Origin of the sequence: Natronorubrum sp. A-ect3, assembly GCF_041821125.1 — an archaeon.
GTDB classification, from domain to species: domain Archaea; phylum Halobacteriota; class Halobacteria; order Halobacteriales; family Natrialbaceae; genus Natronorubrum; species Natronorubrum bangense.
Genome location: NZ_JBGUBB010000001.1, coordinates 137,813 through 161,174 on the forward strand (window position 1 = coordinate 137,813; position 23,362 = coordinate 161,174).

Sequence of the window (23,362 nt, forward strand, 5' to 3'; positions counted from 1 at the left end):
CTAGCCGGCACCTCCGGCACCTTCGCCCTCGATGTTCGGGTCGAGGGCGTCCCGTAGCCAATCGCCGAGCAGGTTGACACCGATCACGGAGAGGACGATTCCGATCCCCGGGATGGTGGCGACCCACCACTGGTTGCGCATCACGTCGTGTCCCCGCTGGATCTCGTAGCCCCACGACAGGGTCGTCCCCGAGAACCCCAGGTAGGAAAGCGAGCTCTCGAGGAGGATGATCGCCGCGACCTGGATCGTCGCGAGCACGATGATCGGTGTCAGGCTGTTGGGCAGGACGTGCTTGCGCATGATCGTGGCGTGGTTCGCGCCGAGCGAGCGCGCTGCCTTGACGTACTCCTCGTTGCGTATCGCCATCGCTTCTCCGCGGGCAACGCGTGCGAACCAGACCCAGGTGACGAGCGCGACCACCACCGTGACCATTCCGGGAAACGTGATCGTCTCGGGCATTCCGTCCGCAAAGCCAGCCACGACGATCAGATCGGGGATACCGATCGTTCCCCTGCCGAACGCGCCCATCAGCGCTAGCGCGAGGACGAGCGACGGGAACGCCAGCATGACGTCCGCCATCCGCATGAGCCCGTCGTCAACCCGGCCGCCAAAGTAGCCCGCCACCAGTCCGACGGGGACGCCGATCGCGGTCGCGAGCAGCGTTCCGGAAAGTCCGACGAGCAGCGAGGTCCGGGCGCCGTAGAGGAACCGTGAATAGATGTCCTGTCCGACGTTGTTCGTTCCGAGAATGTGTTCGCTGGTCCCTTCAACGGTGTGGGTCACTCGTTCGCCGTCTTGGGCGATCGTGATTTCGTCGGTCAGACCGAGCGGCGGATACGATGCGCCGACATCGTCGCTGTGGCCCTGCTCGTGGGGATTGTGCGTCGCCAACACCGGAGCGAACAGCCCCATGAGGAGGATCGAAACGAAAATAACGATCCCAAGTTTCGCCAACAAGCTCCGACGCAGTTCCTTCGTCAGATTTGATTTGATTCGATTCGAAATCATCTGTCGGTCACCTGCGGGTTCAGCCGCGCGTAGAGCGCGTCAACCAGGATGTTGATCAGCACGAACGCGACTGCGATGAACAGCACGATCCCTTGGACGACCGGCCAGTCACCGTTTCGAAGCGACGTGATGAACATCTGTCCCAGTCCGGGCCAGTTGAACACCTCCTCCGTAATCACCGCGCCGCCCATCAGCGTCCCGAGCTGGAGCCCGAGGACCGTGATGATCGGGATCAGTGTGTTCCGGAGGACGTGTTTGTACCGGACCAGCGTCCGTGGAAGCCCCTTGGCTTCCGTCGCGGTCACGTACGGCTTCCCGAGTTCGTCGATCATGCCGCTTCTGGTCAGCCGCGTGATCAGCGCCGTGAAGTACGTTCCCAGCGTAATTGCCGGGAGAATGATATAGCTGAGCCACGAGAGCAGATCGGCGACGTAGCCGTACCGGAACAGGTTGTACATCGCCTCGTGGAATGCGATGCCCCGGCCGGACGTAGGAAACACGCCGACCTGCATGGCGACGATCAGGATCAGCATGATCCCAAGCCAGAAGTTCGGCGTACTGATCCCGACGAGGGAGCCAAGCGTCGCGGCGTAGTCGGCGGGCTGGTCGCGCCGCGTCGCACTGACGACGCCGAGGGGGATCGCGATGACGATCGCAACGACTGTCGCCGCCACGGCGAGTTCGACTGTCGCCGCGAAGTGCTGTGCGATAATATCGTTGACCGCGCGACGCTGATTGTATGAGTACCCCAGGTTCCCAGTTAGCAGATTGCCAAGGTAATCAAAATACTGTACGTACATCGGCTGATCGAGGCCGAGATCCTGTCGGATCTGGTCCCGCGTCGACTGATCGGGGACCTGACCCGCAATCAAGTTCACGGGATCGCCTGGCGAAAGCGCTCGTAGGGCGAACGTGATCGTCACGACACCCCAGATGACGAACACCCCCTGCAGGAGCCGTCGTATCAGAAATTTTCCAAAGGCCATTCAGTTCACGTCCTGCGGTTAGCTGTTTTGAATAAGGCGTTTTCGTTCTCAATCGTTGCGGAGCCGGGGCCAGCCCGGCGGTTAGCTCATCTCCCAGACGAAGACGCTCTCGTCTTCGCGGGCGTCCCACTCGATGTCGGCGTCAAGCCCGTAGATGCTCTGTTGCTGGTGGAGGAAGACCCACGGCGCCTTTTCCCGGGCCATCTCGTTGATGTCCTGGAGAAGGGCCTCTCGTTCCTCGGGGTCGTCCTCGACTTGTGACTCCTCGAGGGCCGTCTGCAGTTCCTCGTCGCGGAAGCTCTGGACGCCGCCGTCGTCGTGGAAGAACCCGAACATGCCGTAGTCGGCATCGCCCGTGATGACTCCCCAGCCGATCAGGAAGAACGGAATCTCCTCGTGGTCGACGCCGGCAGAGTTCGCATCCGAAACCACGTCGAACGGGACGGTCTCGAAGTCACAATCGACGTTCGGAAGCTGGTCGATCTGGTCGGCCGCGCGTTCGCCGACCTCGGCGTCGTTTAAGTACCGGCCCTCGGGGACGGTGAGCGTGATGTCGGCTGGGTCATCCTCCGTGTGTCCTGCCTCTTCGACGAGTTCCTCGGCCTGCTCTAAGTCGTGTTCGTAGGGATCGAGGTCCGGATTGTATCCGTTGACTTCCGGCGGCGTCGGCTGGGACATCGGGGCACCGAAGCCGTTCAGGATGTCGCTGATGATCTCCTCGTTGTCGACGGCGTAGTTCATCGCCTGCCGGAACTCTTCGCTGTCGAACGGCTCGACCTCGTTTTTCATCGGCAGGAAGATGTTGCGGAACGAGGTCACTTCCTCGATTCGTGCGTCGTCGTCGTCTTCGACGTTTCCGACTTCGCCGGGCTGGACGTTGTCGACGAAGTTGGTCTCGTCGGCCAGCAGCGAGCTCACGCGACCTGAGTCGGAGGTCTCGCCCTCGAAGACCAGTTCGCCGACGTTTGGCTCGTCGCCCCAGTACTCATCGAACGGCTCCATGACGATTCGATTCTGGCCCGGGTTGTACTCGGTAACTTGGTACGGACCGGTGCCGTTGAATGCCTCGGCGTCGTCACCGGAAATGACGCCGTCGTCGGTCGTCGGTGCGTCGTTCTCGTACCACTCCTGACTGACGGCTCGGAGGTAGTTACCGAACTCGAACTCCGCGAGTTGGGCCGCCCCGCTGTAGGACAGTTCGAGGGTCGTGTCGTCAAGCGCCTCCGCACCCTCGATCGAGCCGAGCCCGGCGACCTGATCTGAGGCCGGCGGAACGTCAGGATCGATCTGTCGCTCAAGAGTAAACGCGATATCTTCCGCGGTCAGCTCTTGTCCCTGATGGAAGACGACGTCGTCACGAATCGTGAGTTCGACCGTGCCGTCGTCACCGTGTTCCCAGTCTTCGACGATGCGGCCTTCGGGCTCTTCACCCGGCGTAACGTCGAACAGCGGCTCGTAGACGTGATCGTATACGTTAAAGTATGGTCCCGTGATGTGGTCGTTCGGATCTTCGACGTCGGGGAACTCTCCCTGCGTAATCGTGAGCGAGTCTATATCGAGATCCCCTTCCCCGTTGGGATCGCCCAAACAGCCAGCAAGGGCACCGAGGCCGGTCGTCGCCCCAGCGACTCCCGTGAGCTTCAGTAACGTTCGCCGATCGACACTCTGATTGGTAGCACCCTTCATATATCATAGGAATACAACCAGACGTTTATAAATATTGGTAGCGCCGGTGGAAATATATAGTTCCCTTTTCCACATGGAAAAAACTGCTGGAATCCTCTCTCGTGCCACGTGATTCACCCACAAACTTAAATCCGTCTCATCACATACTACAGATATGGCCGCTCACGGCCGGTCCGCACTGCGTGACCTGTTCGACGAGTCGCCCACACCCCACATCGCCCACCCCCCGCGGACCCACCATCGTGACTTCTACGTCGCTACTGATGGGTCGTTCCGGGAGTCGGGCGGTGGATTGGGCGCTGTCATCGAAACGCGCGACGGCACCCGTGTTGCCCGCGTCGCAACCACGGATATGCCGCCCGACAACAACGTCGCCGAGTATCGAGCACTCCATCTCGGCCTCGACGTACTGGCAGCTCGTGCCCCTCGAGACGCCCGTGTCGGCGTCCTCATCGACCACGACGACCTCGCCAGCAACGTCAACAGCACGATCCTCGCGACGAACCATCCCGACGGGAAACCACCACGGCCCGTCTCCATCCCTGCCGCGACACGCTATCACTGGCGGGGTATTCTGGCTCGACTCCACGGCTTCGGCGAGGTTCGGGCCGCGCGTATCGATAGCGACCAAAATCCTGCCCACCCGCTCGCGAACACACCCGACCGCTACCAGCACGTCAATCAGGAGCTAAACCGCTGTGTCCTCCCCGAAATGCCAGAGCCGTCGGCAGCACAGGCCCAGTTCCCGCCGCCGTCCCGTGCCGACCGCAACACCGGCGGCGGACGCGCTTCGGACTGACTCACACGCTGGTCCAGCCTCGAGCTGACGTCGACCGGAACCGCCACCGTTATTTCGTCGTTCGGAAGATGCATACTCGATGAGCCTTCGCGTCGCCGTTGCTGCGCCGTTTATCCAGAACGGCACTCAGCGCCTGCAGGAAAACGAGTTCGTCGTCGCGCTCTCGCTCGACCGGGACTGGTTTTCGCCCGACCAGTCAAAACGCCTGATCGATATCGCGACACAGGAGGGGCTCCTCGAGCGAGTCGATGGGGCCCTCGAGACGACGTTCGAGACGGCCGACGTGACGGTCCCCGAGGAGTTCGTTCCCGACGAGGACCTCCTGCAGGAACGCTCCGCGTTCGAACGCGTCCTCGAGAGCCTCGTCGCCGAAGGCGTCGAGAAACACGAGGCCGTCGGCGCGATCAACACACTCCAGCAGGAGCTCGGCTTGACGATCGAAGTCGCCGCCGTCGTCTACGCTCGCCGGGAAGGGATCGACGTCTCCGACCTGCTCCCCGTCGCTCGCTCGACGCTCTGTGATGACGGGCAAGCCGAAGGGCGTTAGTTGCCGGCCGACCGACCACGCGTATGGTCGAGGAACGGATCACCGATGGCCGCCGGATCGCCGAACTACTTGCGTCTGAACTCGACGGCCGGGAAGATGGACCACTCGGGTCGGTTCAGGTCACGAACGCCGATCGCGATGTCGAGCCGACGGTCGACGGCGCGCGTGCGTATGACGTAACGCTCGCTGGCGAGCGAATTGCACGCGTGTTCGTCCACGACGACCGGGCCCGCCTCGAGTTCGAGGCTGGACAGGACGTCGCCGCTGAGACAGCCAAGGAGTTGGAACTTCGCGTGCGACCGAAAGCGACCGAGCCGCCTCGAACGCTCGTCTTCGTCGAACACGGCGCGGCGGTCAAACGTGGTTCGGACGTGGTACAGGCGGTTTGTCGATCGCTGCAGACGGACTCGAGCGAGTAACGCGCCCAAAATAGCCCGTTTCGTTCTTATCGTGTCTCGAGCGCCCCAACGACGTCAGGAACCTGCTCGCCGACAGTCGACTGTTCGACGTGGGCGGTGGCCCGTGGGTCAGGGTCGGGGCCGTCCTCGAGCAGCACCTGCACGGCCTCGAGGCCGGCGTTCGTCGCGCCGTAGATGTCGGCTTCGACTTCGTCGCCGATGTAGACGGCCTCGTCGGGAGCGACGTCGAGTTCGCCGACGATCGCGTCGAACGCACGGCGGTCCGGTTTGCCGGCCTCGAGTTCGCCGGTCACGAGCGCGGCGTCGAAGGCTCGTTCCCAGCCGAGTGTCGACAGTTTGTCTCGCTGGGCGCGAACGGGGCCGTTGGTGAGCAGTCCGACGCGGTACTCTCCCTTGAGATCCTCGAGCATCGATTCGACGCCGGGCAACGGCTCGAGCGTCTCGGCGATCGTCTGCCGGTAGGCGTCGGCGACGGCAGCCGGGTCGGCGTCGGTCTCCCGTCCCTCGAGTAAGTCGGCGAAAATAGGCTCCCGCGTCTCGCGGGTGAGGTTGCGCCGATGGGCCTCGAGGTAGGCCTCACGTGTCAGTGGTGGCGCACCGGCGGTGGCGGCTGCCTCCTGCAGAATCGTGGTTCGGTCTTGTGTGGGCACGGCGAGTGTGTAATCGAGGTCGAAGACGACCGCCCGTGGCATAGCAGTCACAGGGGGCTCGAGACGGTTGAAGCTATCCCTTTTCGATGGCGTCGAAACCTGCTCGAGAACGTCTGGCCGACGGCTCCCCCGTCAGTCGTCGCTTGGGTGGGTCGACAGCTCGCTGTCGCCTTCGAGCATCGGAACGATGGTAGCTTCGATCCTGTCCGAGTACTGCATGAGCGTGGTTCCGAGGATACTCATAAACAGGACGTAGCCGACGGCAAACGCGTAGATATCGTCTGCGATGCCCTCAGAAAGCCCGATGCCGGCACCGGCGAGTGCGATACTTGCAATGATGAGCGAGAACTCGCCACGGGTGGTCATCCCGAGCCCGACTCGGAGCGACCGGCGTTCGTCGAGGTCGTAGATTCGACCACCAAGGTAACCACTGACCAGTTTCGTCGGGGTGGTCAGCAGGACGGCCGCCGCGATGATCCACAGCACGTCGAGAAACAGCGTCGGATCGGTGATCAGCCCGATCCAGAAGAAAAACACGGCGGCGAAGGTGTCACGGAGTGGTTCGAGCAAGTTTTCGAGCTCGTGGACGTGTCCCGTCGAGGAGAAGGCCATCCCGACAAAGAACGCGGCCACGGCTTCACTGACCCCAAGCGAGAGTGCTGCCCCCGAAATGAGGACTGTAATGCCGAGCGCTCGCAGGACGGTGAACTCGTTGGAGTTAATTTCCAGACTGCGCTGGAACCACGCCGTCCCCAGATAGACCAACAGCAGCAACACGATGATGAAGCCGACGGCGATTCCGATCTGACCGAATGCCTCGCCGATGTCACCGCCGCCGAGAACGAGTGCCGACGCGACCGCCAGATAGACCGCGATAAACAGGTCTTCGTAAACCAGCGTTCCGAGCATCGGGTTCGACTCGTCGTTTGCGATCCAGCCCAGATCGATCAGCGACTTTGTGATGATCGCACTTGAGGAGATGTAGACGACTCCCGCAGTGAGAAAGGCCGGGAGAAACGAGCCGAAGAGGACGTAGCCAAGGACCAGCCCGGCACCGAAATTGATTACGAGGTCGACGGTCCCAGCCTTCCCGATCTGCTCTTTAGCGGCGATAAGCCGATCGAGATTGAACTCGAGGCCGAGGAAGAACAACAGGAGGACGATTCCCAACTCGGCGCCGAGGTGGATGAAGTCGGTCTCGAGCAGGGCGAGTTCGGCACCGTGTGGAACGAGATCCGTCCCGAGCAGCGCTGGGAAGTCGATCCGTCCGAGGACGTACTCCCCGAGAACCATGCCGATGACGATGTAAAGCGGAATCACCGACTGGTTGATCCGGTTTGCCACCAATCCAGCAAGGGCAACAGCAGCAAAGAGCACACCGGCGTCGAGTAGTGCGGTTTCACCAGCCACTGTCGGCCACCTCCGCTGTCATTCCAGACATGAATCAGTCCGATTCGTCGTCGCCGCTGAGAAGCGTTTCGAACTGTTCGAGATCCTCGTTCGTCCCGACAGCGATAATCGTGTCTCCCTCGTCGAGACGTTTTTTGGGTTTCGACGCCGGAATCACGTCCTCACCGCGCTGGACGGCAACGATAGCGACATCGATTCGGCTGTCAGCAAGCACCTCCGCGAGTGACCGTCCCTCGAGCGGGGAGTTCGCCGGCACGTCGAACCATTCGATGTTGGTTCCGTTCCCCAGCGTCGTCGCTTTGTCATCGGTCTTGATCGGCTGGAAGTACGCCCCCTCGAGGATGGTTCCGACCGTCCGAGCGAGCTGGTCTGACAGTTCGAACAGCCGCTCTGAGTCGGCATCGTCGTCCGCTTTGAGGAACACGTCACGCCTGCCCGTGTTATGGATGACGATGACGAGCGTCTCGCCGTCCTCGAGGTCGATTTCGAACTTCTTCCCGACGCCGGGAAGATCGGTTTCGGTAATCGGCATACGTCAGTGGCTCTCGCAGTCCCTATTAAAACAATGCCTGGTCGCCCGCTCGAGACCCGTCGCTTGGCGTCGCTTTCGTGTCGCAGGGGAGAGACGCGGTCCGGCTTTCGATACTGTTAATCCACTCCAACAGAACGACCCCAACGAATGGTTTCCGAGGTAGTCCTCACTGTCGATCTCGCGATTATTCTGCTCGCGGCGACACTTGTCGGATTTATTGCAAAACAGACGGGCCAGCCGACGGTCATCGCCTACATCATTACGGGAGTGATCCTGGGACCGGCAGCCCTCGGCATCGTTGAAGTCACCGAGATGACGGAACTGCTCTCCGAGTTGGGGCTTGCGTTCTTGCTGTTTTTGCTCGGGATCAAGATGCGACTCGACGAGATTCGTCACGTCCTCGTCCCAATCGTCAAAATATCGATCCCACAGATGGCGGCGGTTGCCATCGTTAGCATGGGTGTCTCGATGGCACTCGGCTTTAGCCTCCTCGAGGCGTTTATTATCGGGCTCGCGCTGATGTACAGCTCGACGGCAGTCGTCATCAAGATGTTGACTGACAAGGACGACGCGACCTCCTTGCACGGCAAAATCGACGTCGGGGTGTTGCTCGTCCAGGACGTCGTCGTCGTTATTCTACTGGCTGTGCTGGCAGCCGGTCGACCCGACGATGTGGCCGAAATCGCGACGACGCTGGCCGTCGTGCTCACACTGGTTGCGATCATTACCGTCGCAGCGATCGGGGCCTCTCGCTATCTGTTGCCGGTCGTCTTCCGCCGTATCGCCGACAACAAGGAGGTCTTTTTCTTGATCGCCATCTCGTGGGCGTTCATCTTCGTGTTCGTCTCCGACAACATCAACCTCTTTCTCGCACCGCTTGGCATCGAGGCCTACATGTCCATCGAGATGGGGGCGTTCTTGGCCGGGCTGGCGATCGCCCAACTCCCCTACAGCAAGGAGCTCAAAGACCGTGTCAACCCGCTGACTGACCTGTTCGTCATGGTGTTTTTCGTCACGGTCGCACTGGATCTCGAGCCCAGTCAGTTGCTTGCCTACTCACAGGAAGCCGTCATCGCCGCGCTGGTGTTGATGCCCGCCAAATTCATCATCTTCTTCCTGCTGATCGACTGGCAACAGTTCAGCCTCGAGACGACGTTTCTGGGCAGCATCAACATGATGCAGATCAGTGAGTTCGGGATCATCGTCACCGCCGTCGCCGTCGAAGGGGGCTTCGTCGACGCGGAGGTGCTCGGCTTCGTCACCTTGCTCGCGCTGTTTACGATGAGTGCGTCGGTGTATTTCATCGAGTACAACCGCCAGCTGTTCGCCCGCCTCAGACCAGCACTCTCGCGGTGGGACACCGATGACGAGTTCGAGGGAGGCGGCCGGGAATACCGCGACCACGCCGTCGTTATCGGCTACGACGAGGTCACTCGTCGCGCCCTGCCGATCCTCGCAGACCACTACGACGACGTCGTCGTCGTCGATCGGACGGTCGAACACATCGAAACACTCGACGATGAGGGGTATGACACGATTTACGGTGATTTCCGGAATTCAACGATCCGGAAGGACGCGGCCCTGAAAAAGGCCGACTTCGTCCTCTCGTCGTCGGTCGAACCTGCAGTGAGCAAAGCACTGCTCAGAGAAGCTGACGAGGACGCGATCGTCTTCGTCGAAGCCGAGGAAGTCGACGACGCACACGACCTCTACGATCACGGTGCCCACTGTGTGATTATGAGCGACCATCTCGCTGCCGAACGACTCGCGGAATCGCTCGAGACGTATCTCGAAGACGAGGAGACGCTGATGGCAGCCATCGAGGAAGAACTCGAGCTGTTGCACCGCTCGGTGACGTTCCCGAGGGCGATCGACCGCGCTGGAGGTGAGACCGATGACTGACCTGCTCACCGCAGTCTCGATCATCTTCATCATCGCTGGCCCGTTCTTGCTGGTGGCAAACCGGTTCAAACTGCCGACGGTCCCGCTGTTGATTCTCGCGGGGATCATCGCGGGCCTGTTCATCGACGAAGGGGCCACGCTGGAACTTGCCCAGTACGGGATCGCGTTGCTCGTGTTCTCCTTTGGCCTCAGTATCCAGTTCTCCGCCGTTCGGACGGTGCTTGCAGACAGCGAAATCGCTGCGGTCGGACAGGTGTTCGTGGTTGGCTCACTCGGGGTTGGCTCTGGGCTCGTCCTTGGGGTTCCGCTCGCGGAATCGATCTACCTCGGAATCGCTGCGGCACTTTCCTCGACGATCGTTGGAACCGCACTGCTCGGGACGGTGATTCGACAGAACCTCGTCCACGGCCGGCTCGCTAAATCGATCCACTTCATTCAGGATCTGCTCGCGATCGTCTTCCTGCTCGTGTTGGGTGCCGGCACACTCGCTGCGGACCCGATCGCGACCCAGCTCGGCTACGGGCTCGCATTGCTCGCCGCTGCTGTGCTCGTCAACCGATATCTGTTCGATCTGATCGGGCGATTTGCCGGCGGCTCGGACGAGCTGATGATCATCAGTGTCATCTCACTGCTCGTGGTGTTTATCGGTGCAGCCGAAAGCGCCGGCATCTCGATCGTCATCGGCGCGTTCGCTGCCGGCCTCGCAGTCCGTCACGAGCCCACGGAGTATCTCGGCCTGTTCAACGGTCTCGAGTCAATCAAGGACTTCTTCATCGCGATCTTCTTCCTCACGGTCGGCGCGCTCGTGGCGTTCCCGACCCTCGAGAAGCTCCTTATCGCTGCTGTTCTCGTTGTTCTGACGGCAGTTGTGAAACCGGCGGTTGCGACAGCGATTCTGATGTACAAGGGGTACGAGGCGCGGTCGGCGACGCTAACCAGTTTGAGCACTGACCAAGTCAGCGAGTTCGCACTCATCATCGCGATCGAAGCGCTGCTGTTGGGCCTGCTCTCTCAGTCGGTGTTCGATGCGATCATCTTCGCCGCGGCCGTGACGATGATTACCTCGAGTGTGAGTCAACGCCATGACGAACGAATCCATCGGGCGCTGGCAAACCGTGGCCTGCTTAATGGCACCTACGGGAAAATCGACGAGTGGAGCGAGGTCCCCGAGACGATCTCTGACCACGTCATCATCGCTGGCTACGGTCGGCAAGGACGATTCCTGGCCGAGACCTGTGAACGGGTCGGACAGCCGTACGTCGTGATCGAGAACGATCCGAGCCGCCAGCGTACAGTCGCCTCCGAGTGTGCGGCGTTCGTCTTCGGCGATGCAATGGAGTCGTACAGCTGGGAGAAAGCGAACGCCGAGGATGCCAAACTCATCGTCTCGACGATCGATTCCGAGCCCGTTTCCAGGCGTCTCCTCTCGCTTGAGTTTTCGGCAGACGTTATCCTGCGGGAAAGCGATCGAGCGACGGCGCTAGAACTGTTCGAGGCAGGTGCACTGTACGTCAGTGTCTCGGAACTCCTCGCCGGGCAGCGGCTGGTCCAACAGCTTCAAGCCGTGTTAGACGGCGAGCTGACACCCGAGGAACTTCGCGACGAACAGCTGACTGACCTCGAGCCACGCACCAACCCGGTCTCCCAACGCCAGCGCTGACGGGACTGCGTTCGTCACGCTCGCAGACGAGGGAGCATCGATGGCTGGTCGTGCAACGCGACGAACTGGGGGCTGGTCAGTGGCTGATACCAGCACAACGAGGAGACAGCCGAAGCCGTCTCTCGTCAGACCGTCTCAATCCGTTTTGCCCCACCGGCCGCGACTCGCGAAGCCATGTCGCTCGAGGGCGTCGAAGTAGTCGAGGTGTTCGTCCTTGAGCGTCTCCGTGTCGGTCTTGTCGGTTCCGACAGCGTAGACGAGTTCTGTGAGATGATCTCCGGCAAGCACGTTCGGGACGCTCACGTAGGTCGCACCCTGCTCGAGTAACGCCTGCGCTTCCGCAGCGGTCTCCGATCGCAGTATCACGTCCGCGTCGGTCTCGACCTCGAGGACGGCCTCGGAGACGGGACGGTGGTCGACAGTCGAGACGACCAGTGACGCCTCACTGACGCGAGCTTTCGTCCACGGATAGGTGGACAGGGCATCGCCGAACACGTAGTTGTGACACTCCGCGCGCATGTCGTCCCAGAGCACGGGATCGTTGTCCATGACGACGTACTCGCGGCCGAGGCGTTCACAGGTTTCGACGACGCGACGTCCCTGCCGGCCGTAGCCGACGATGACGATGTGGTCCTCGAGATCGTCGTCGACCGCACTCCGGTCGTCGATCTTGCGCGTCTGTCGTCCGGAAACGAGCCGCTCGATGAGGGACCGATAGACCGGTTCCTCGTATCGTCTGGCAACCGACGTCAGGATCATCGTCGCAGCAGCCGCGAGGATGATCGCATCGAAAAGGGTCTCGGAGATGCTCCCGAGCAACAGCGCCTGAATCGCGATCACGAGCGAAAGTTCGCTGATCTGGTTGAGACTCGTACTCGAGAGGAACGCAGTTCGGGCGTCGTAGCCTTCGTAGACGAACGCGAACATGAGCACGAGTGGGTTGGCAACCAACACGAGAACGGTGAGCGCGAGCGCCACCACGAGCACGCTGGCACTGGGTATCGATACAAGTGCGCCGAGCGTGACGAAGAAGATCGCGACGAAGAAATCACGAATGGATGCGATCCCGTTTTGAACACCGAGCGCGGAGACGTCGTCGCCTCGAATCGCGATCCCAGCCGCGAACGCGCCGACGACGATCGAAACGCCGGCGAGTTCGGCCCCTGCAATGAACGCGATAAGGATCGAGATACTCCCCATCATCACGAGTTCGTCTGAGTCACCGGCAAGTCGGACGAGCAGCGGGAATCCGTGTCGGTAGACCAACAGCGCTATGAGCAGGAAAATCACGCCGTAGCCGATCTTCGAGGTCAGAAGCGTCGCGGTGTACTGTTCGGCCGAGAGAACCACGATCAGACCGATCGCGAGCAGATCGTCGAAGAAATGAACTGAGGAGGCGAGCCGGCCGTGAACGAGATTGCTTCGAATCTCCTGCTCGAGTTCGCGTGCGCCGACGATCGTCGAACTCAATGTCGCAGCGATCGCGAAGTAGACGGCGTTCTCGAGGCCGAAGCCGAACACGAGATGGGCCACGCCGAACGCGACCGGGCCGACAACGAGCAGCTGTGTGACGGCCGCCGTCTCGGCGTCTCTGAGCACTGACTCGACGGAACTGAAGTCCGTCCGGAAGCCGAACGTGAACACCAGAAACGCGATCCCCCACTGAGCGAGTTCGATAAGTTCGGGTTCCGCGACGATCGTGCCGGTGACCAGCCCCGCCAGCAGATAAAATGGGATCGGCGAGAGCGAGAACTGATTGGCGATCAGCAAGAACACGCCGGCCGTCACGAAGACGACCGCGAGTGCAGTGATCAGGTCAGTCATCGCTATCACCTTCCGACTCGACCCACTGCCACTGGCGATCGGTCGGATCACTGCGTGCCCGCCTGGTGATCCGTTCGATATCACGTTCGACTGCCTCGTCGAACGATGCCGGGTCGGAGACGTACCATTCGAGGTACTCGCTCAGCTTTTCGGCGGTCAGGTAGGTACTCATGATCACGTATGCTGCACCGCGGTCGTAGAGCTCGCGTGCGTCGTCGATCCGCTCGGCCTCGACGAAGACGGTCGCGTCGTCGCTCACCTCATTGAGCAGCGCCTTGTTCACGTCCAACTGGACGGTCGAACTCAGGACGAACGAGGCGTTTTTCAGATTTGCCTCCTTGCGAATCTCGCCATGACGGAAGTCGCCGTAGATGGCGTCGTATCGCCCTTCCTCCTCGAGTTCCTCGATATGGTCCGTCCGGCGGTCGATGATGACGACGTCCTCGTATTTGTCCTCGAGCAACGGCAACACCTGCTGGGTGACCTCGTCGTAGCCGATGGCGATAGCGTGATCGTCGTACGATTTCAGCTCAACATCGCTTTTGGATTTGGACTCGAAGCGGCTGAACCACGGCTTCGCCCGTGCGTAAATCGTGTGGTTGTAGTTGATGATGTACGTCGAGACGCTCATCGTCATGAGCGCCATCAGGCTCAGATAGCCGAGGACGTCCGTGCCGATATAGCCCTGCTGGACTGCAAGCGCACCGACGACCAGCGAGAACTCACTGACCTGCACCATGTTGATCGCCCCGAGGAAGGAGGTTTCGACGCTGAAATCCTCTCGGTCGATCAGATAGAACATGATCCAGAAGTTGCCGACCATCAACACCACCGAGGCGATGATCGCCTCGAGCCAGTAGGCAAGCAGGTCGTCTGCTGCGAGTCGAAGCCCGATGCTGGCGAAGAAGACGAGGATAAAGAAGTCCGTGATCGGCGTAATTCGGTCCTCAAGTTCCTTGCTGTAGGGCAACTGGGCGAGACTGATACCGGCGAGGAATGCTCCGACCTCGAGGGAGAGATCGAACTGCTCGGAGACGGCAATAAAGAGAAACGCCCACGCAATGGAGACGACGAGGAAAACGTCCTTGTTGTCCGCGATTCGGCGGAACAGTTTCGGTAGGAGATATCGGGAAGACGCGATCGAGAAGAGACCGATAAAGGTCATCATGACGGCGATAACGCCGAGTGTGGTTGCGATTTCGCTTGCGCTGCCAAGTTCGTCGGCACCGAGCAAGGCAAGGATGATAACGAGATAGATGTCCTGAACGATGAGGACGCCGACGTCGATCTTCCCCGGCAGCGCGGTGATCTCGTCTTTGTCGGTCAAGATCTTGACAATGATTGGCGTCGCGCCGAAGACGGTCGCCAACGCGATGATGACGACTTCAGTCGGGTCGAACCCGAGCGCCCACGCGACTGCGAGTGCGAGTGCTGTCTGGAGGATCGTCTGCCAGACAGCGATGTTGATGATCGGGCGTAAAATCTCCCGAATGTCGTCGAATCGCATCTTCATCCCGAGCAAAAAGAGCAAGAATCCGAGCCCGAGTTCGGCCATGCTCTCGACGAGCCCCTCCTCGGTGACGATGTCGAACATCACCGGGCCGAGGATCAGCCCCGTCAGAATGTAGGCGATGATCGTCGGCTGGCCCGTCTGGCGGGCGATCAGGCCAACGATCGTCGCAACGACGATAATAATCGCAAAGTCAGCCGCGAGGGCAATTTCACTCATTAATGAGTAGTTCACTCGCGCATAGGTTCACTGCTGTTATTATACGTTGTCTTCTCCGTCGGAAAGCGGTCGTATACGACCGTGTATTTCTCATACGATCTGCGGCCTCGATCTCTCCGGTGGCCTCGCAGGGCGGTCGCGGGTCCACCGACACTGACTGACAGCCGTCCGTCTCAGTTGGCCAACCCTTCGATCAGAAACGTCGCGGACGCGAGATTCGTCGCCAGCGCCGTATCGTGAACGTCACAGATCCGCAGCAGGGCCGAGATGTCAGGCTCGTGAGGCTGGGCGCGAAGCGGATCTCGGAGGAAGACGATCCCATCGAGTTTGTTTTCGGCGACCTCCGAACCGATCATCAGGTCCCCACCAAGTGGCCCCGACTCCTTGCGCTCGACCTCGAGGTCGGTTGCCTCCATCAGCCGTTTGCCGGTCGTCCCGGTTGCGATCAGCTCGTAGTCACGCAACTGGGCTTCGTGGGTCTGTGCAAACTCGAGGAGATCCGGCTTCTTTTCGTCGTGGGCGATAAGTGCGACGCGAGTCATATCGGATCGTTGATCCCCGGGATGATAACTATGTGTGGCGTGACCAGTCCCTGTTCGTCCGCCCTCGAGCGGAGCCGAACGTTTTTCGTGGCTGCTCGCCCGACCACTCGCCATGACAGATTCCGAGCCGAGCGCCCATCACGTTGGTATCACCGTCAGCGATCTCGAGGAGATCCTCCCGTTCTATCGGGACGTCCTCGGACTCGACGTTATCACCCGATTCAGCGTCGGTGGCGAGGCCTTTTCCGAGGGTGTCGGCGTCGAGAACGCACGCGGCGAGTTCGCCCATCTCGACGCGGACGGCTGTCGAATCGAACTCATCGAGTACGAGCCGCAAGCGCGGGACTCGCCAGCCGCTGGTCTCAACCAGCCCGGGGCAACCCACGTCGGGCTCTCAGTGGACGACCTCGAGGCCTTTCATGACGCCTTACCCGAAGACGTTTCGACGATCAGTGAGCCCCAGACCACCGAAAGCGGAACGTCGATCCTGTTTCTGCGCGATCCAGAGTCGAATCTGATCGAAATACTCGAGAGCTAAGCGAGCCCCGAACTCGTTTCGAAAACTCAGCCGGTTCCTGCTCACGCGAGCGTCGATCGGACTTCCTCGACGGGGACGTCACAGTTCGAACAGACGTGCTTTTCGGCGGCGATGTAGACGGTTCCACACGTCGAGCAGTGAAAGAGATTGCCGGGTGCGTCCGGGTTCGTGGCCGACTGATCGTCCGTCGCCTCGTCGGCGGTGTCGTCTGCCGGCGTGTCGTCGGCAGCGAACAGTGTCGAGCGGATCCGATCTCGGATTCGGCCGATTGGAGAGGAAGAACGTCTGTTGGTTCGAATAGTCATGCGGTAGGTTTCGATTATATTCGCGAAGTAGTTGCTGTCTAAAGTATTTGGGAGTGGACCTGCCGAGACGCACAACTGCTCGAGTCGAGAGCGTCGAATACGGGTCGCTTCGGTGGCGTATCCGTCGGATCTGTCTTTGCGGGTCACGTGTGGTTACTGTGTACGTATACCGAGACGTCTCGAGAGCGGCCGAGCTCTCGAACGCGTCCGAGTGCTCTTTGACTCCGGCCGAGAGTATAGCAACCTTTTCGACCGTCGGGGGACCACTCGCTCGCATGAACTTCTTCGACCGCTTGCACGACCGTATTCGGACGGTCAACAGCGTCGTCAGCGTCGGACTTGATCCCGACCCGTCACGTATTCCTGACCATCTCCAGGAGCACGACCTCCCGCGGTGGGCGTTCAACCGCCGGATCATCGACGCCACCCACGAACACGCGGCCGTCTACAAGCCGAACGCCGCCTTTTATGAAGACCCTGACGGCTGGCGTGCACTCGAGGAAACGATCGCCTACGCCCACGGCAAGGACGTCCCCGTCTTGCTCGACGCGAAACGAGCCGACATCGGGAACACGACCCGCCAGTACGCCGAGATGCTCGAGACCGTCGACGCGATCACGGTCAACCCGTATATGGGCCGAGACTCGCTGCAGCCGTTTCTCGCAGACGAGGAATCAGGCGTCTTCATCCTCTGTCGAACCTCGAACCCCGGCGGTGCGGACATTCAGGATCTCGAACTCGAAACCGGCGAACCCGTCTACGAGCGCGTAGCCGCGCTGGCCGATCTCTGGAACGACAACGACAACGTCGGCCTCGTCGTCGGTGCGACAAAACCCGAAGAACTCGAGGAGTTGCGCGAGCAGGTGCCGGAGCTGCCGTTTCTCGTGCCCGGTGTTGGCGCACAGGGTGGCGATGCCGAAGCCGCAGTTGAGTACGGCCTCGCAGACGGCGTCGGGCTGGTCAACTCCTCGCGTGGGATCATCTTCGCGGGCGAAGAGCAGGGCGAGGAGTTCGCCCACGCCAGCGGCCAGGCCGCAAAACGGCTGAAAAAGCGGCTGAACCAGTACCGACCGTAACGAAATCTTGTGTCTCAGACGAACGAGCTGAATCGAATGCTCACGATGACTGTGAGGAGTGCCGCGCCAAGCAGCATTCCAAGGACGACTTTTGTTTCTACTCTCATATGAATGGACAGGCGTGTCCGTGTCAGTCGGTTTGCTCGTGGCCCGGCGCAACCACGCGGCCTGCGATTCGGCCGTCGACGACGCGACCGAGGAGTTCGACCTCGACTGGCTCCGTCGGCGGTCGGTCATCGAGTTCCTCGAGTCCCTCGACGACCGCGATATCCATCGGACTCGAGGCGTGTGGATGGTCAGCGACGAGTCGGCCGTCGCGTTCCTCGAGGAGAAGTTCAAACCGGTCACCGATCGCGAGCGATTCGTCGAGTAGATCACGAATAGATGTCATAGCGGCCTCACAGGCGGTGGATATCCACGTCGTCGGACTGGTGGCTGGGGTCTGCCTGTGTGACACAGTCGACACAGAGCCCATGCGCTTCCTTGTAGTGGACTGAACAGGCGAGCGTGCCACAGTTTTGACACTGCTCTTCGGCGGGTCGTGACTCACAGATCTGGCAGAGACCGCTGACGCTCATGATCGAGGTAGGGCCTCGAGTCTCTTGAAACCGGGGCTGGAACTGCGCCGTCGCGGTCGACGAACCCGACGGCTGTGCGACACTTCGTTTCAGCCTCTGTGATAGAACGATGCCCGCTGAAACGATACTACTATGTTCTATGTTCACAATGTACGGGAAGGCTTTTGCCATGTGGGACACTACCGGGGCACATGAGCCGTGACCGGGCTCTTCTCAAGCGAGCCCTGGACCGTGGCGAACAGGACGGTGGCAACGTCGAATTCAAAGAGCGACTCTCACGAGACGTCCACCTCGAGGGTGGACGACGAGAGAGTTTGGCCGCACAACTGCGCCACCGACTGCTCTCCGGCGATGGCGAGGCGACCTACGTCGTTGGTGTAACGGACGACGGTGGTCTCGCTGGGATCGATCCGGACACGTTCGCCGAGACGATGGACGTTCTCTCGCTGCTCGCCGAGGAAGCCGACGCACACATCGACGACGTCCAGACGTGGGGCGTCGATGACGGCCTCGTCGGCATCGCGATCATCCAGGAAGGTGGCGTCCTCGAGACGGACGATGAACACGTCGTCGTCGGCACTGCGGGTCACGTCGACCACGGCAAGAGTACACTCGTTGGATCGCTCATCACTGGCACGCCGGATGACGGCGACGGTGCCACACGCAGCTTCCTCGACGTCCAGCCCCACGAGGTCGAACGTGGCCTCTCGGCTGACCTCTCCTATGCCGTCTACGGCTTCGATGGGGACGGCCCGGTCCGGGTCCGAAATCCGAATCGCAAGACAGACCGAGCAGCAGTCGTCGAAGAAGCAGACCGACTCGTCTCCTTTGTCGACACCGTCGGCCACGAGCCGTGGCTGCGGACGACCATTCGCGGCCTCGTCGGCCAGAAACTCGATTACGGCCTGCTCGTCGTCGCCGCCGACGACGGCCCGACCCGAACCACGCGCGAACATCTCGGCGTCTTGCTCGCCACCGATCTCCCGACGATCGTCGCGATCACGAAAACTGACGCCGTCACCGACGAGCGCGTCGAAGAGGTCGAACGCGAGGTCGAACGCCTCCTGCGCGAGGTTGATAAATCGCCGTTGCGGGTCACCCGTCACGGCGTCGACGCTGCCATCGACGAGATCGGTGAGCGCGTCGTCCCGATCGTCGAAACCAGCGCGATTACGATGGACGGCCTCGAGACGCTTGACGAACTGTTCGACCGCCTGCCAAAGACGTCCCAGGACACCGGCGAGTTCAAGATGTACGTCGACCGGAGCTACTCGGTAACCGGCGTCGGCGCGGTCGCCTCGGGGACGGTGATGTCCGGCGAGGTCGAAGCCGGCGACGAACTCTTACTCGGCCCGATGCCCGACGGCCGCTTCCGGGAGGTCGAAGTCCGCTCGATCGAGATGCACTACCACCGTGTCGACAAGGCTCAGGCGGGTCGGATCGTCGGCATTGCACTCAAAGGCGTCAAAGAGAGCGCCATCGACCGCGGCATGGTCCTGTTGCCACGCGACGCCGATCCCAGCCCGGTTCGGGAGTTCGAGGCCGAAGTGATGGTACTCAACCATCCCACCCGGATCGGCGAGGGGTACGAACCAGTCGTCCACCTCGAGACGATCGGTGAGGCCGCCGTGTTCTCCCCCGAAAACGGTCGCCTCTTGCCGGGTGACACCGGCGAAACCATGGTCCGGTTCAAGTTCCGCCCGTATCTCATTGAAGAAGGTCAGAAGTTCGTCTTCCGCGAAGGTCGCAGCAAGGGCGTCGGGACAGTGACCGATGTCCATCCGATCGATTGACGCTGCCGCTTTTTTGCGCCCTGTCCGTCTGAATCGCCCCGGCTACAGGTCGAACGACTCGACGAGCAACTCCTCGTCCGTCTCGCCATGGACGTACGTCGGGCCGCCGATGACGTCGATCGTCACCTTTGCGGGCGCGAAGAGATCCGATGGCACTTCTGTGAAATCCCACTCGAGATCGTCAAAGATCTCTCCGAACGGCCGGCCGTGGCCCTCGGCGGCCGTCGACGGCACCGAGTCGAAGATATCGGCGTCCTCACGGACCGTCAGGTGTGCCGTGCCGCCGTAGGCGATCGCGTCGTTCGTGCGTGCGATGGCAGTCCGCTCGTCGCCAGCGACGGGCGCGACCGGTGCCCGTCCCGTCGCCGAGACGATGTCCATCGGATCGTAGCCCAGTTCCGAGAGGCGGAACGTCGCGAGTTCGGCTGTGCGAGCGGCGTTCGTGATCGATCCGACGTGACTTGCGGTCGGGTACGCAAGCAGGAAGACACCGCTGGTCTCGACTTCGGCGAGGTCAGCGACCTGTTCAGCGGCGGCTTCAGTCGGGTCCTGATCCGTTTCGACAGCCAGCGCCGTCAGATCGAATGCGTCCGTGTAGCCGACGCGGCGGAACTCAGACTCCTCAGCCACGAGCGCACGTGCCGGACCGCTGCCAAGCCCCTCGAAATCCTCGGTTGTTAGCTCCCAGCCCGCCTTCTGCGAGCAGAGCAGCGACAGCGCCGGCTGATCCGTCGAGAGTTCGACGAACGGAATCGGCGCGCCACCGAGTTCGCCGAGGTCGTGACTCGGCGTTGCCATCCCTGCTGTCTGAATCTCCGTCAGCAACAGCCCTGCCTCGATCCCGCCGGCGAACTCGAGTCCGAAGTCGAGTACTGTCGCCTCGTTTTCGAGATCGTAGCCACCGATGTTCAGCTCCTCGGCGTACTCGAGGGCCTCGTCGACCAGCTCGATCGCCATCCGATTGAGACTTTCCATAGCGGAGGATTCGCCCTCCGACCTAAAACAGTTTGTCAGTTCGTGTCCGCAGCCGTCGTCGCTGCTCATCGACTGCACCGCCATACTGTCTGCGGTAATGTATTTCCAACACGACCGCGAGCAGTCCTGCGGTCGTGCCGGGACATCGGCACAGCAAACCGTATCAGGTCGCCACGTCGTAGCCCGCGTCTTCGATCGTTCCGCTAACCGTGATCTCGTCAACCGTCGCCTCATCGTGTTCGACGTACACCTCGCCCGCCTCGTGGTCTGCCGTCGCTGACGCGACCCCCTCGAGCGCTTCGAGCGCGTCGGTCACGTTTGCCTCACAGCCATCACACGCCATGCCGGTCACCTCGAGTGTTGTCTGTTTCATACACAGCCGTCACCACTCGAGTAGATTGAGTCTTCTGCTCGCGGTCGATTACGTACGAAATCCTCAACTCGTGATACAACGAGGCGTCTCCGCGCTCGAGGCGCTAGGACTTCTCGGATGTCGCCGGCCGGCCGAGATGGTCCTCGACAGCCTCGACTTTCGCTGACGCGGTTGTCTCCTGTGTACGCTTGTCGTCGATCTTCAATACCGTGCTCACGCGGTCGCCGTCGACCGCCTCGTGGGCCGCCTGCGCGGCCGCGAACAGCTCCCCGATCTCGTCGGCCTCGATCACCGTCCCCATCGGGTTCGTCTCGTAGGCCACGTCGTACGCCTCGAGTGCATCGACGGCCTTTGCGACCTCGCCGGACATACTCCCCTCGGTCACTGGTGCCACACTCAGTAGTGCAACGACTGTCATCGCTCGTACTGAGGATCGGAACGCCCCTAAATCCGACCCCTCGTTTCCACAACGGGAACTCGACGGAGGAACTCAACACAGCGGTACAGAACGAGCAGCGACGCTCGTGGCGTCGTGGCTGCTGGGAAGCACACGAGACGATTACTCGACCTGGGGGCGCGGACAGTTAATCAGTTCGTCTTCGATGAACGACTCGAGTCCGTCGGCGGGTAGATGATGACGTCTCCGTTGGCGTAGACGTACACCTCGTACTCGAGGGCGGTGAAGGCGACGTGACCGCCCGTGCGCTCGGTGCCGTCTGCCTTTTTTCTGAAGAGTCGGTCGAGTGCGTCGGGATCGACGCTATCGTACAGTGAGAACTCGCCCTGTGAGACGTCGGTGTCCGCAATCGACGCAAGTGCATGGACGATCGTCGTCGTAATCGTCGCAGTGCCGTCGATATCGTGGTGGAAGACGTAGCGATCGTTCGTCTGATCGTACTGAATGTCGTCCGTGTCGTCGGTGGATGTGAGTTCAGTTTCCATAGGAGGTCTGCGAGTTCGGGCGTCTATCATTTCTTAGCCCTTCATGGTATAAAAGCCAATCGTAGACAACATTCGTAACTGTCTCTGACTGAAATGCTGCCTAATAGTTCAAAAATAGCCATTCTCTGTTGTCAATGACCGTCGTATTTACTGACTGGCTAGTGACATCAACGAATACGTCCTGTGTGCTCGTCTCTGCTATCGTGGTCGCTCGTGGGATTGAAGGCAAAACACTACGCTGGCTGACGTTGACTCACGTGAAACAGCTCGCTCGCTTCGATCGACGCTGTGACAGACTTGCTTCGAATCCAGGTTCGCATTCCAGAATTCGACGCGTACTCACGACACGCTTCGCGGTCGCTTGTGGGATTATATTTAGAGAAGTGCGCTGGCTGGAGTCTGACCCCCTCCTGAGAACCTGCTTGCTACGTTCGCAGGACCGAAGTCTGCTTCAAATTCGAGAACGATTTGCACTGAACAGATGACTCGCTACGCTCGTCGTTACAGTTCAATGAAAATGCGCTGGCTGGGATTTGAACCCAGGTTGTGACCATGGCAAGGTCACGTGATACCACTACACTACCAGCGCGTACTCACTCGGTCTCGAGTGCATTCGGATGGAGTTGCTACGTCTATTTATAAATGTCGAAACGAAAACCGCCCGCTCTGTGCCACGTTGCAATCAGTCTCTCGGTTAGAACTCGAGCCACCACAACCTCCGTTTCGACCTGTTCGTACAACTGCCGGTACAGCTCGTCGGCATCGTCTGCTCTCGAATCGCGCTGGCTATCGTAGCCACTGCACGTCACAGAACATCGAGGAGAAAGCCCACGACTTCAGTCGTGTGGAGGATGTCAATCTAGGATTTGGGCCGATCCTGAGAATCGACTCGTGTTCCTCACAGAACCGAAGGCTGCTTCAAACCCAGATTCGCATTCCAGAATTCATCGCCTACTCACGACACGGTTCGCAGTCGCTCGTGGAATTGAGTTCAGAGAAATGCGCTGGCTGGGATTTGAACCCAGGTTGTGACCATGGCAAGGTCACGTGATACCACTACACTACCAGCGCCCTGTTGCGTACTTACA

Annotated in this window: 24 protein-coding genes and 2 tRNA genes; 8 read left to right on the forward strand and 18 right to left on the reverse strand. The window is 60.7% G+C overall.

The genetic code is table 11. The annotated features are described in order from the left end of the window. From ACERJA_RS00625 to ACERJA_RS00635, 3 genes are all read right to left on the reverse strand, one after another. Complete coding sequence (locus tag ACERJA_RS00625; protein ID WP_373606437.1) at positions 1-1,008, reverse strand: ABC transporter permease; 1,008 nt, start codon at positions 1,006-1,008, stop codon at positions 1-3. After that, positions 1,005-1,994, reverse strand: coding sequence for an ABC transporter permease (locus ACERJA_RS00630; protein WP_373606438.1), 990 nt, complete (start codon positions 1,992-1,994; stop codon positions 1,005-1,007). The genes ACERJA_RS00625 and ACERJA_RS00630 overlap by 4 nt, the downstream gene beginning before the upstream one ends. 81 nt (positions 1,995-2,075) lie before the next feature. Continuing rightward, positions 2,076-3,680: an ABC transporter substrate-binding protein gene (locus ACERJA_RS00635; protein WP_373606439.1), complete on the reverse strand. Its 1,605-nt coding sequence runs from the start codon at positions 3,678-3,680 to the stop codon at positions 2,076-2,078. A 154-nt stretch (positions 3,681-3,834) separates the two neighbouring features. On the opposite strand from ACERJA_RS00635, the gene ACERJA_RS00640 reads away from it, so the two are divergent. The 3 genes from ACERJA_RS00640 (at position 3,835) to ACERJA_RS00650 (ending at position 5,445) form a co-directional block, all read left to right on the forward strand. Next, the gene (locus ACERJA_RS00640; protein WP_373606440.1) at positions 3,835-4,479 is read left to right on the forward strand and encodes a ribonuclease H; all 645 of its coding nucleotides are present in this window, start codon (positions 3,835-3,837) and stop codon (positions 4,477-4,479) included. Between the two features lie 79 nt (positions 4,480-4,558). Next, positions 4,559-5,026: a DUF2240 family protein gene (locus ACERJA_RS00645; RefSeq protein WP_006067732.1), complete on the forward strand. Its 468-nt coding sequence runs from the start codon at positions 4,559-4,561 to the stop codon at positions 5,024-5,026. Between the two features lie 23 nt (positions 5,027-5,049). Next, the gene (locus ACERJA_RS00650; protein WP_373606441.1) at positions 5,050-5,445 is read left to right on the forward strand and encodes a hypothetical protein; all 396 of its coding nucleotides are present in this window, start codon (positions 5,050-5,052) and stop codon (positions 5,443-5,445) included. A gap of 26 nt (positions 5,446-5,471) precedes the next feature. Here the strand turns inward: ACERJA_RS00650 and ACERJA_RS00655 are convergent, their stop codons facing one another. From ACERJA_RS00655 to ACERJA_RS00665, 3 genes are all read right to left on the reverse strand, one after another. Next, positions 5,472-6,137, reverse strand: coding sequence for an HAD family hydrolase (locus ACERJA_RS00655; protein WP_373606442.1), 666 nt, complete (start codon positions 6,135-6,137; stop codon positions 5,472-5,474). 90 nt (positions 6,138-6,227) lie between these two features. Further along, positions 6,228-7,505 (reverse strand): cation:proton antiporter, encoded by a 1,278-nt coding sequence (locus tag ACERJA_RS00660; protein ID WP_373606443.1) that lies wholly within the window; start codon positions 7,503-7,505, stop codon positions 6,228-6,230. 34 nt (positions 7,506-7,539) lie between these two features. Then, complete coding sequence (locus ACERJA_RS00665; protein WP_373606444.1) at positions 7,540-8,037, reverse strand: cation:proton antiporter regulatory subunit; 498 nt, start codon at positions 8,035-8,037, stop codon at positions 7,540-7,542. A 147-nt stretch (positions 8,038-8,184) separates the two neighbouring features. Between ACERJA_RS00665 and ACERJA_RS00670 the strand changes: the two genes are divergently transcribed. Next, positions 8,185-9,939: a cation:proton antiporter gene (locus tag ACERJA_RS00670; RefSeq protein WP_373606445.1), complete on the forward strand. Its 1,755-nt coding sequence runs from the start codon at positions 8,185-8,187 to the stop codon at positions 9,937-9,939. Beyond that, complete coding sequence (locus ACERJA_RS00675) at positions 9,932-11,599, forward strand: cation:proton antiporter (RefSeq protein WP_373606446.1); 1,668 nt, start codon at positions 9,932-9,934, stop codon at positions 11,597-11,599. Before ACERJA_RS00670 ends, ACERJA_RS00675 begins: the two co-directional genes overlap by 8 nt. A gap of 135 nt (positions 11,600-11,734) precedes the next feature. Here ACERJA_RS00675 and ACERJA_RS00680 read toward each other — a convergent pair whose 3' ends face one another. The 3 genes from ACERJA_RS00680 to ACERJA_RS00690 form a co-directional block, all read right to left on the reverse strand. Continuing rightward, on the reverse strand, positions 11,735-13,423 hold the full coding sequence (locus tag ACERJA_RS00680) for a cation:proton antiporter (protein ID WP_373606447.1): 1,689 nt from the start codon (positions 13,421-13,423) through the stop codon (positions 11,735-11,737). Further along, on the reverse strand, positions 13,416-15,152 hold the full coding sequence (locus ACERJA_RS00685) for a cation:proton antiporter (RefSeq protein ID WP_373606448.1): 1,737 nt from the start codon (positions 15,150-15,152) through the stop codon (positions 13,416-13,418). The genes ACERJA_RS00680 and ACERJA_RS00685 overlap by 8 nt, the downstream gene beginning before the upstream one ends. 173 nt (positions 15,153-15,325) lie before the next feature. After that, on the reverse strand, positions 15,326-15,694 hold the full coding sequence (locus tag ACERJA_RS00690; protein ID WP_373606449.1) for a methylglyoxal synthase: 369 nt from the start codon (positions 15,692-15,694) through the stop codon (positions 15,326-15,328). Positions 15,695-15,806: 112 nt separating this feature from the next. Here ACERJA_RS00690 and ACERJA_RS00695 point away from each other — a divergent pair, with 112 nt between their 5' ends. Further along, positions 15,807-16,232, forward strand: a complete 426-nt coding sequence (locus ACERJA_RS00695) for a VOC family protein (protein ID WP_373606450.1) — start codon at positions 15,807-15,809, stop codon at positions 16,230-16,232. A 41-nt stretch (positions 16,233-16,273) separates the two neighbouring features. Here the strand turns inward: ACERJA_RS00695 and ACERJA_RS00700 are convergent, their stop codons facing one another. Then, on the reverse strand, positions 16,274-16,537 hold the full coding sequence (locus tag ACERJA_RS00700) for a hypothetical protein (RefSeq protein WP_373606451.1): 264 nt from the start codon (positions 16,535-16,537) through the stop codon (positions 16,274-16,276). Between the two features lie 275 nt (positions 16,538-16,812). Between ACERJA_RS00700 and pyrF the strand changes: the two genes are divergently transcribed. Next, complete coding sequence (gene pyrF, locus ACERJA_RS00705; RefSeq protein WP_373606452.1) at positions 16,813-17,613, forward strand: orotidine-5'-phosphate decarboxylase; 801 nt, start codon at positions 16,813-16,815, stop codon at positions 17,611-17,613. Between the two features lie 130 nt (positions 17,614-17,743). On the opposite strand, the gene ACERJA_RS00710 is transcribed toward pyrF, so the two are convergent. Both ACERJA_RS00710 and ACERJA_RS00715 read right to left on the reverse strand, forming a co-directional pair. Continuing rightward, the gene (locus tag ACERJA_RS00710) at positions 17,744-18,004 is read right to left on the reverse strand and encodes a hypothetical protein (protein ID WP_373606453.1); all 261 of its coding nucleotides are present in this window, start codon (positions 18,002-18,004) and stop codon (positions 17,744-17,746) included. Positions 18,005-18,011: 7 nt separating this feature from the next. Beyond that, the gene (locus ACERJA_RS00715; protein ID WP_373606454.1) at positions 18,012-18,191 is read right to left on the reverse strand and encodes a hypothetical protein; all 180 of its coding nucleotides are present in this window, start codon (positions 18,189-18,191) and stop codon (positions 18,012-18,014) included. A 191-nt stretch (positions 18,192-18,382) separates the two neighbouring features. Between ACERJA_RS00715 and ACERJA_RS00720 the strand changes: the two genes are divergently transcribed. Then, positions 18,383-19,984, forward strand: coding sequence for a GTPBP1 family GTP-binding protein (locus ACERJA_RS00720; protein ID WP_373606455.1), 1,602 nt, complete (start codon positions 18,383-18,385; stop codon positions 19,982-19,984). A 42-nt stretch (positions 19,985-20,026) separates the two neighbouring features. Here ACERJA_RS00720 and mch read toward each other — a convergent pair whose 3' ends face one another. The 6 genes from mch to ACERJA_RS00750 all read right to left on the reverse strand — a co-directional run bounded on the left by mch (position 20,027) and on the right by ACERJA_RS00750 (position 23,345). After that, positions 20,027-20,959, reverse strand: a complete 933-nt coding sequence (gene mch, locus ACERJA_RS00725) for a methenyltetrahydromethanopterin cyclohydrolase (protein WP_373606456.1) — start codon at positions 20,957-20,959, stop codon at positions 20,027-20,029. 163 nt (positions 20,960-21,122) lie between these two features. Further along, the gene (locus ACERJA_RS00730; protein ID WP_373606457.1) at positions 21,123-21,332 is read right to left on the reverse strand and encodes a heavy-metal-associated domain-containing protein; all 210 of its coding nucleotides are present in this window, start codon (positions 21,330-21,332) and stop codon (positions 21,123-21,125) included. Positions 21,333-21,435: 103 nt separating this feature from the next. Beyond that, positions 21,436-21,750 carry an MTH1187 family thiamine-binding protein gene (locus ACERJA_RS00735; protein WP_373606458.1) on the reverse strand — a complete coding sequence of 105 codons (315 nt, stop codon included), beginning with the start codon at positions 21,748-21,750 and terminating at the stop codon, positions 21,436-21,438. A 170-nt stretch (positions 21,751-21,920) separates the two neighbouring features. Continuing rightward, positions 21,921-22,274 (reverse strand): HalOD1 output domain-containing protein, encoded by a 354-nt coding sequence (locus tag ACERJA_RS00740; RefSeq protein WP_006067751.1) that lies wholly within the window; start codon positions 22,272-22,274, stop codon positions 21,921-21,923. Positions 22,275-22,792: 518 nt separating this feature from the next. Continuing rightward, positions 22,793-22,863 (reverse strand) — tRNA-Gly (locus tag ACERJA_RS00745). A gap of 411 nt (positions 22,864-23,274) precedes the next feature. Further along, positions 23,275-23,345 (reverse strand) — tRNA-Gly (locus ACERJA_RS00750). Positions 23,346-23,362 lie beyond the last annotated feature (17 nt).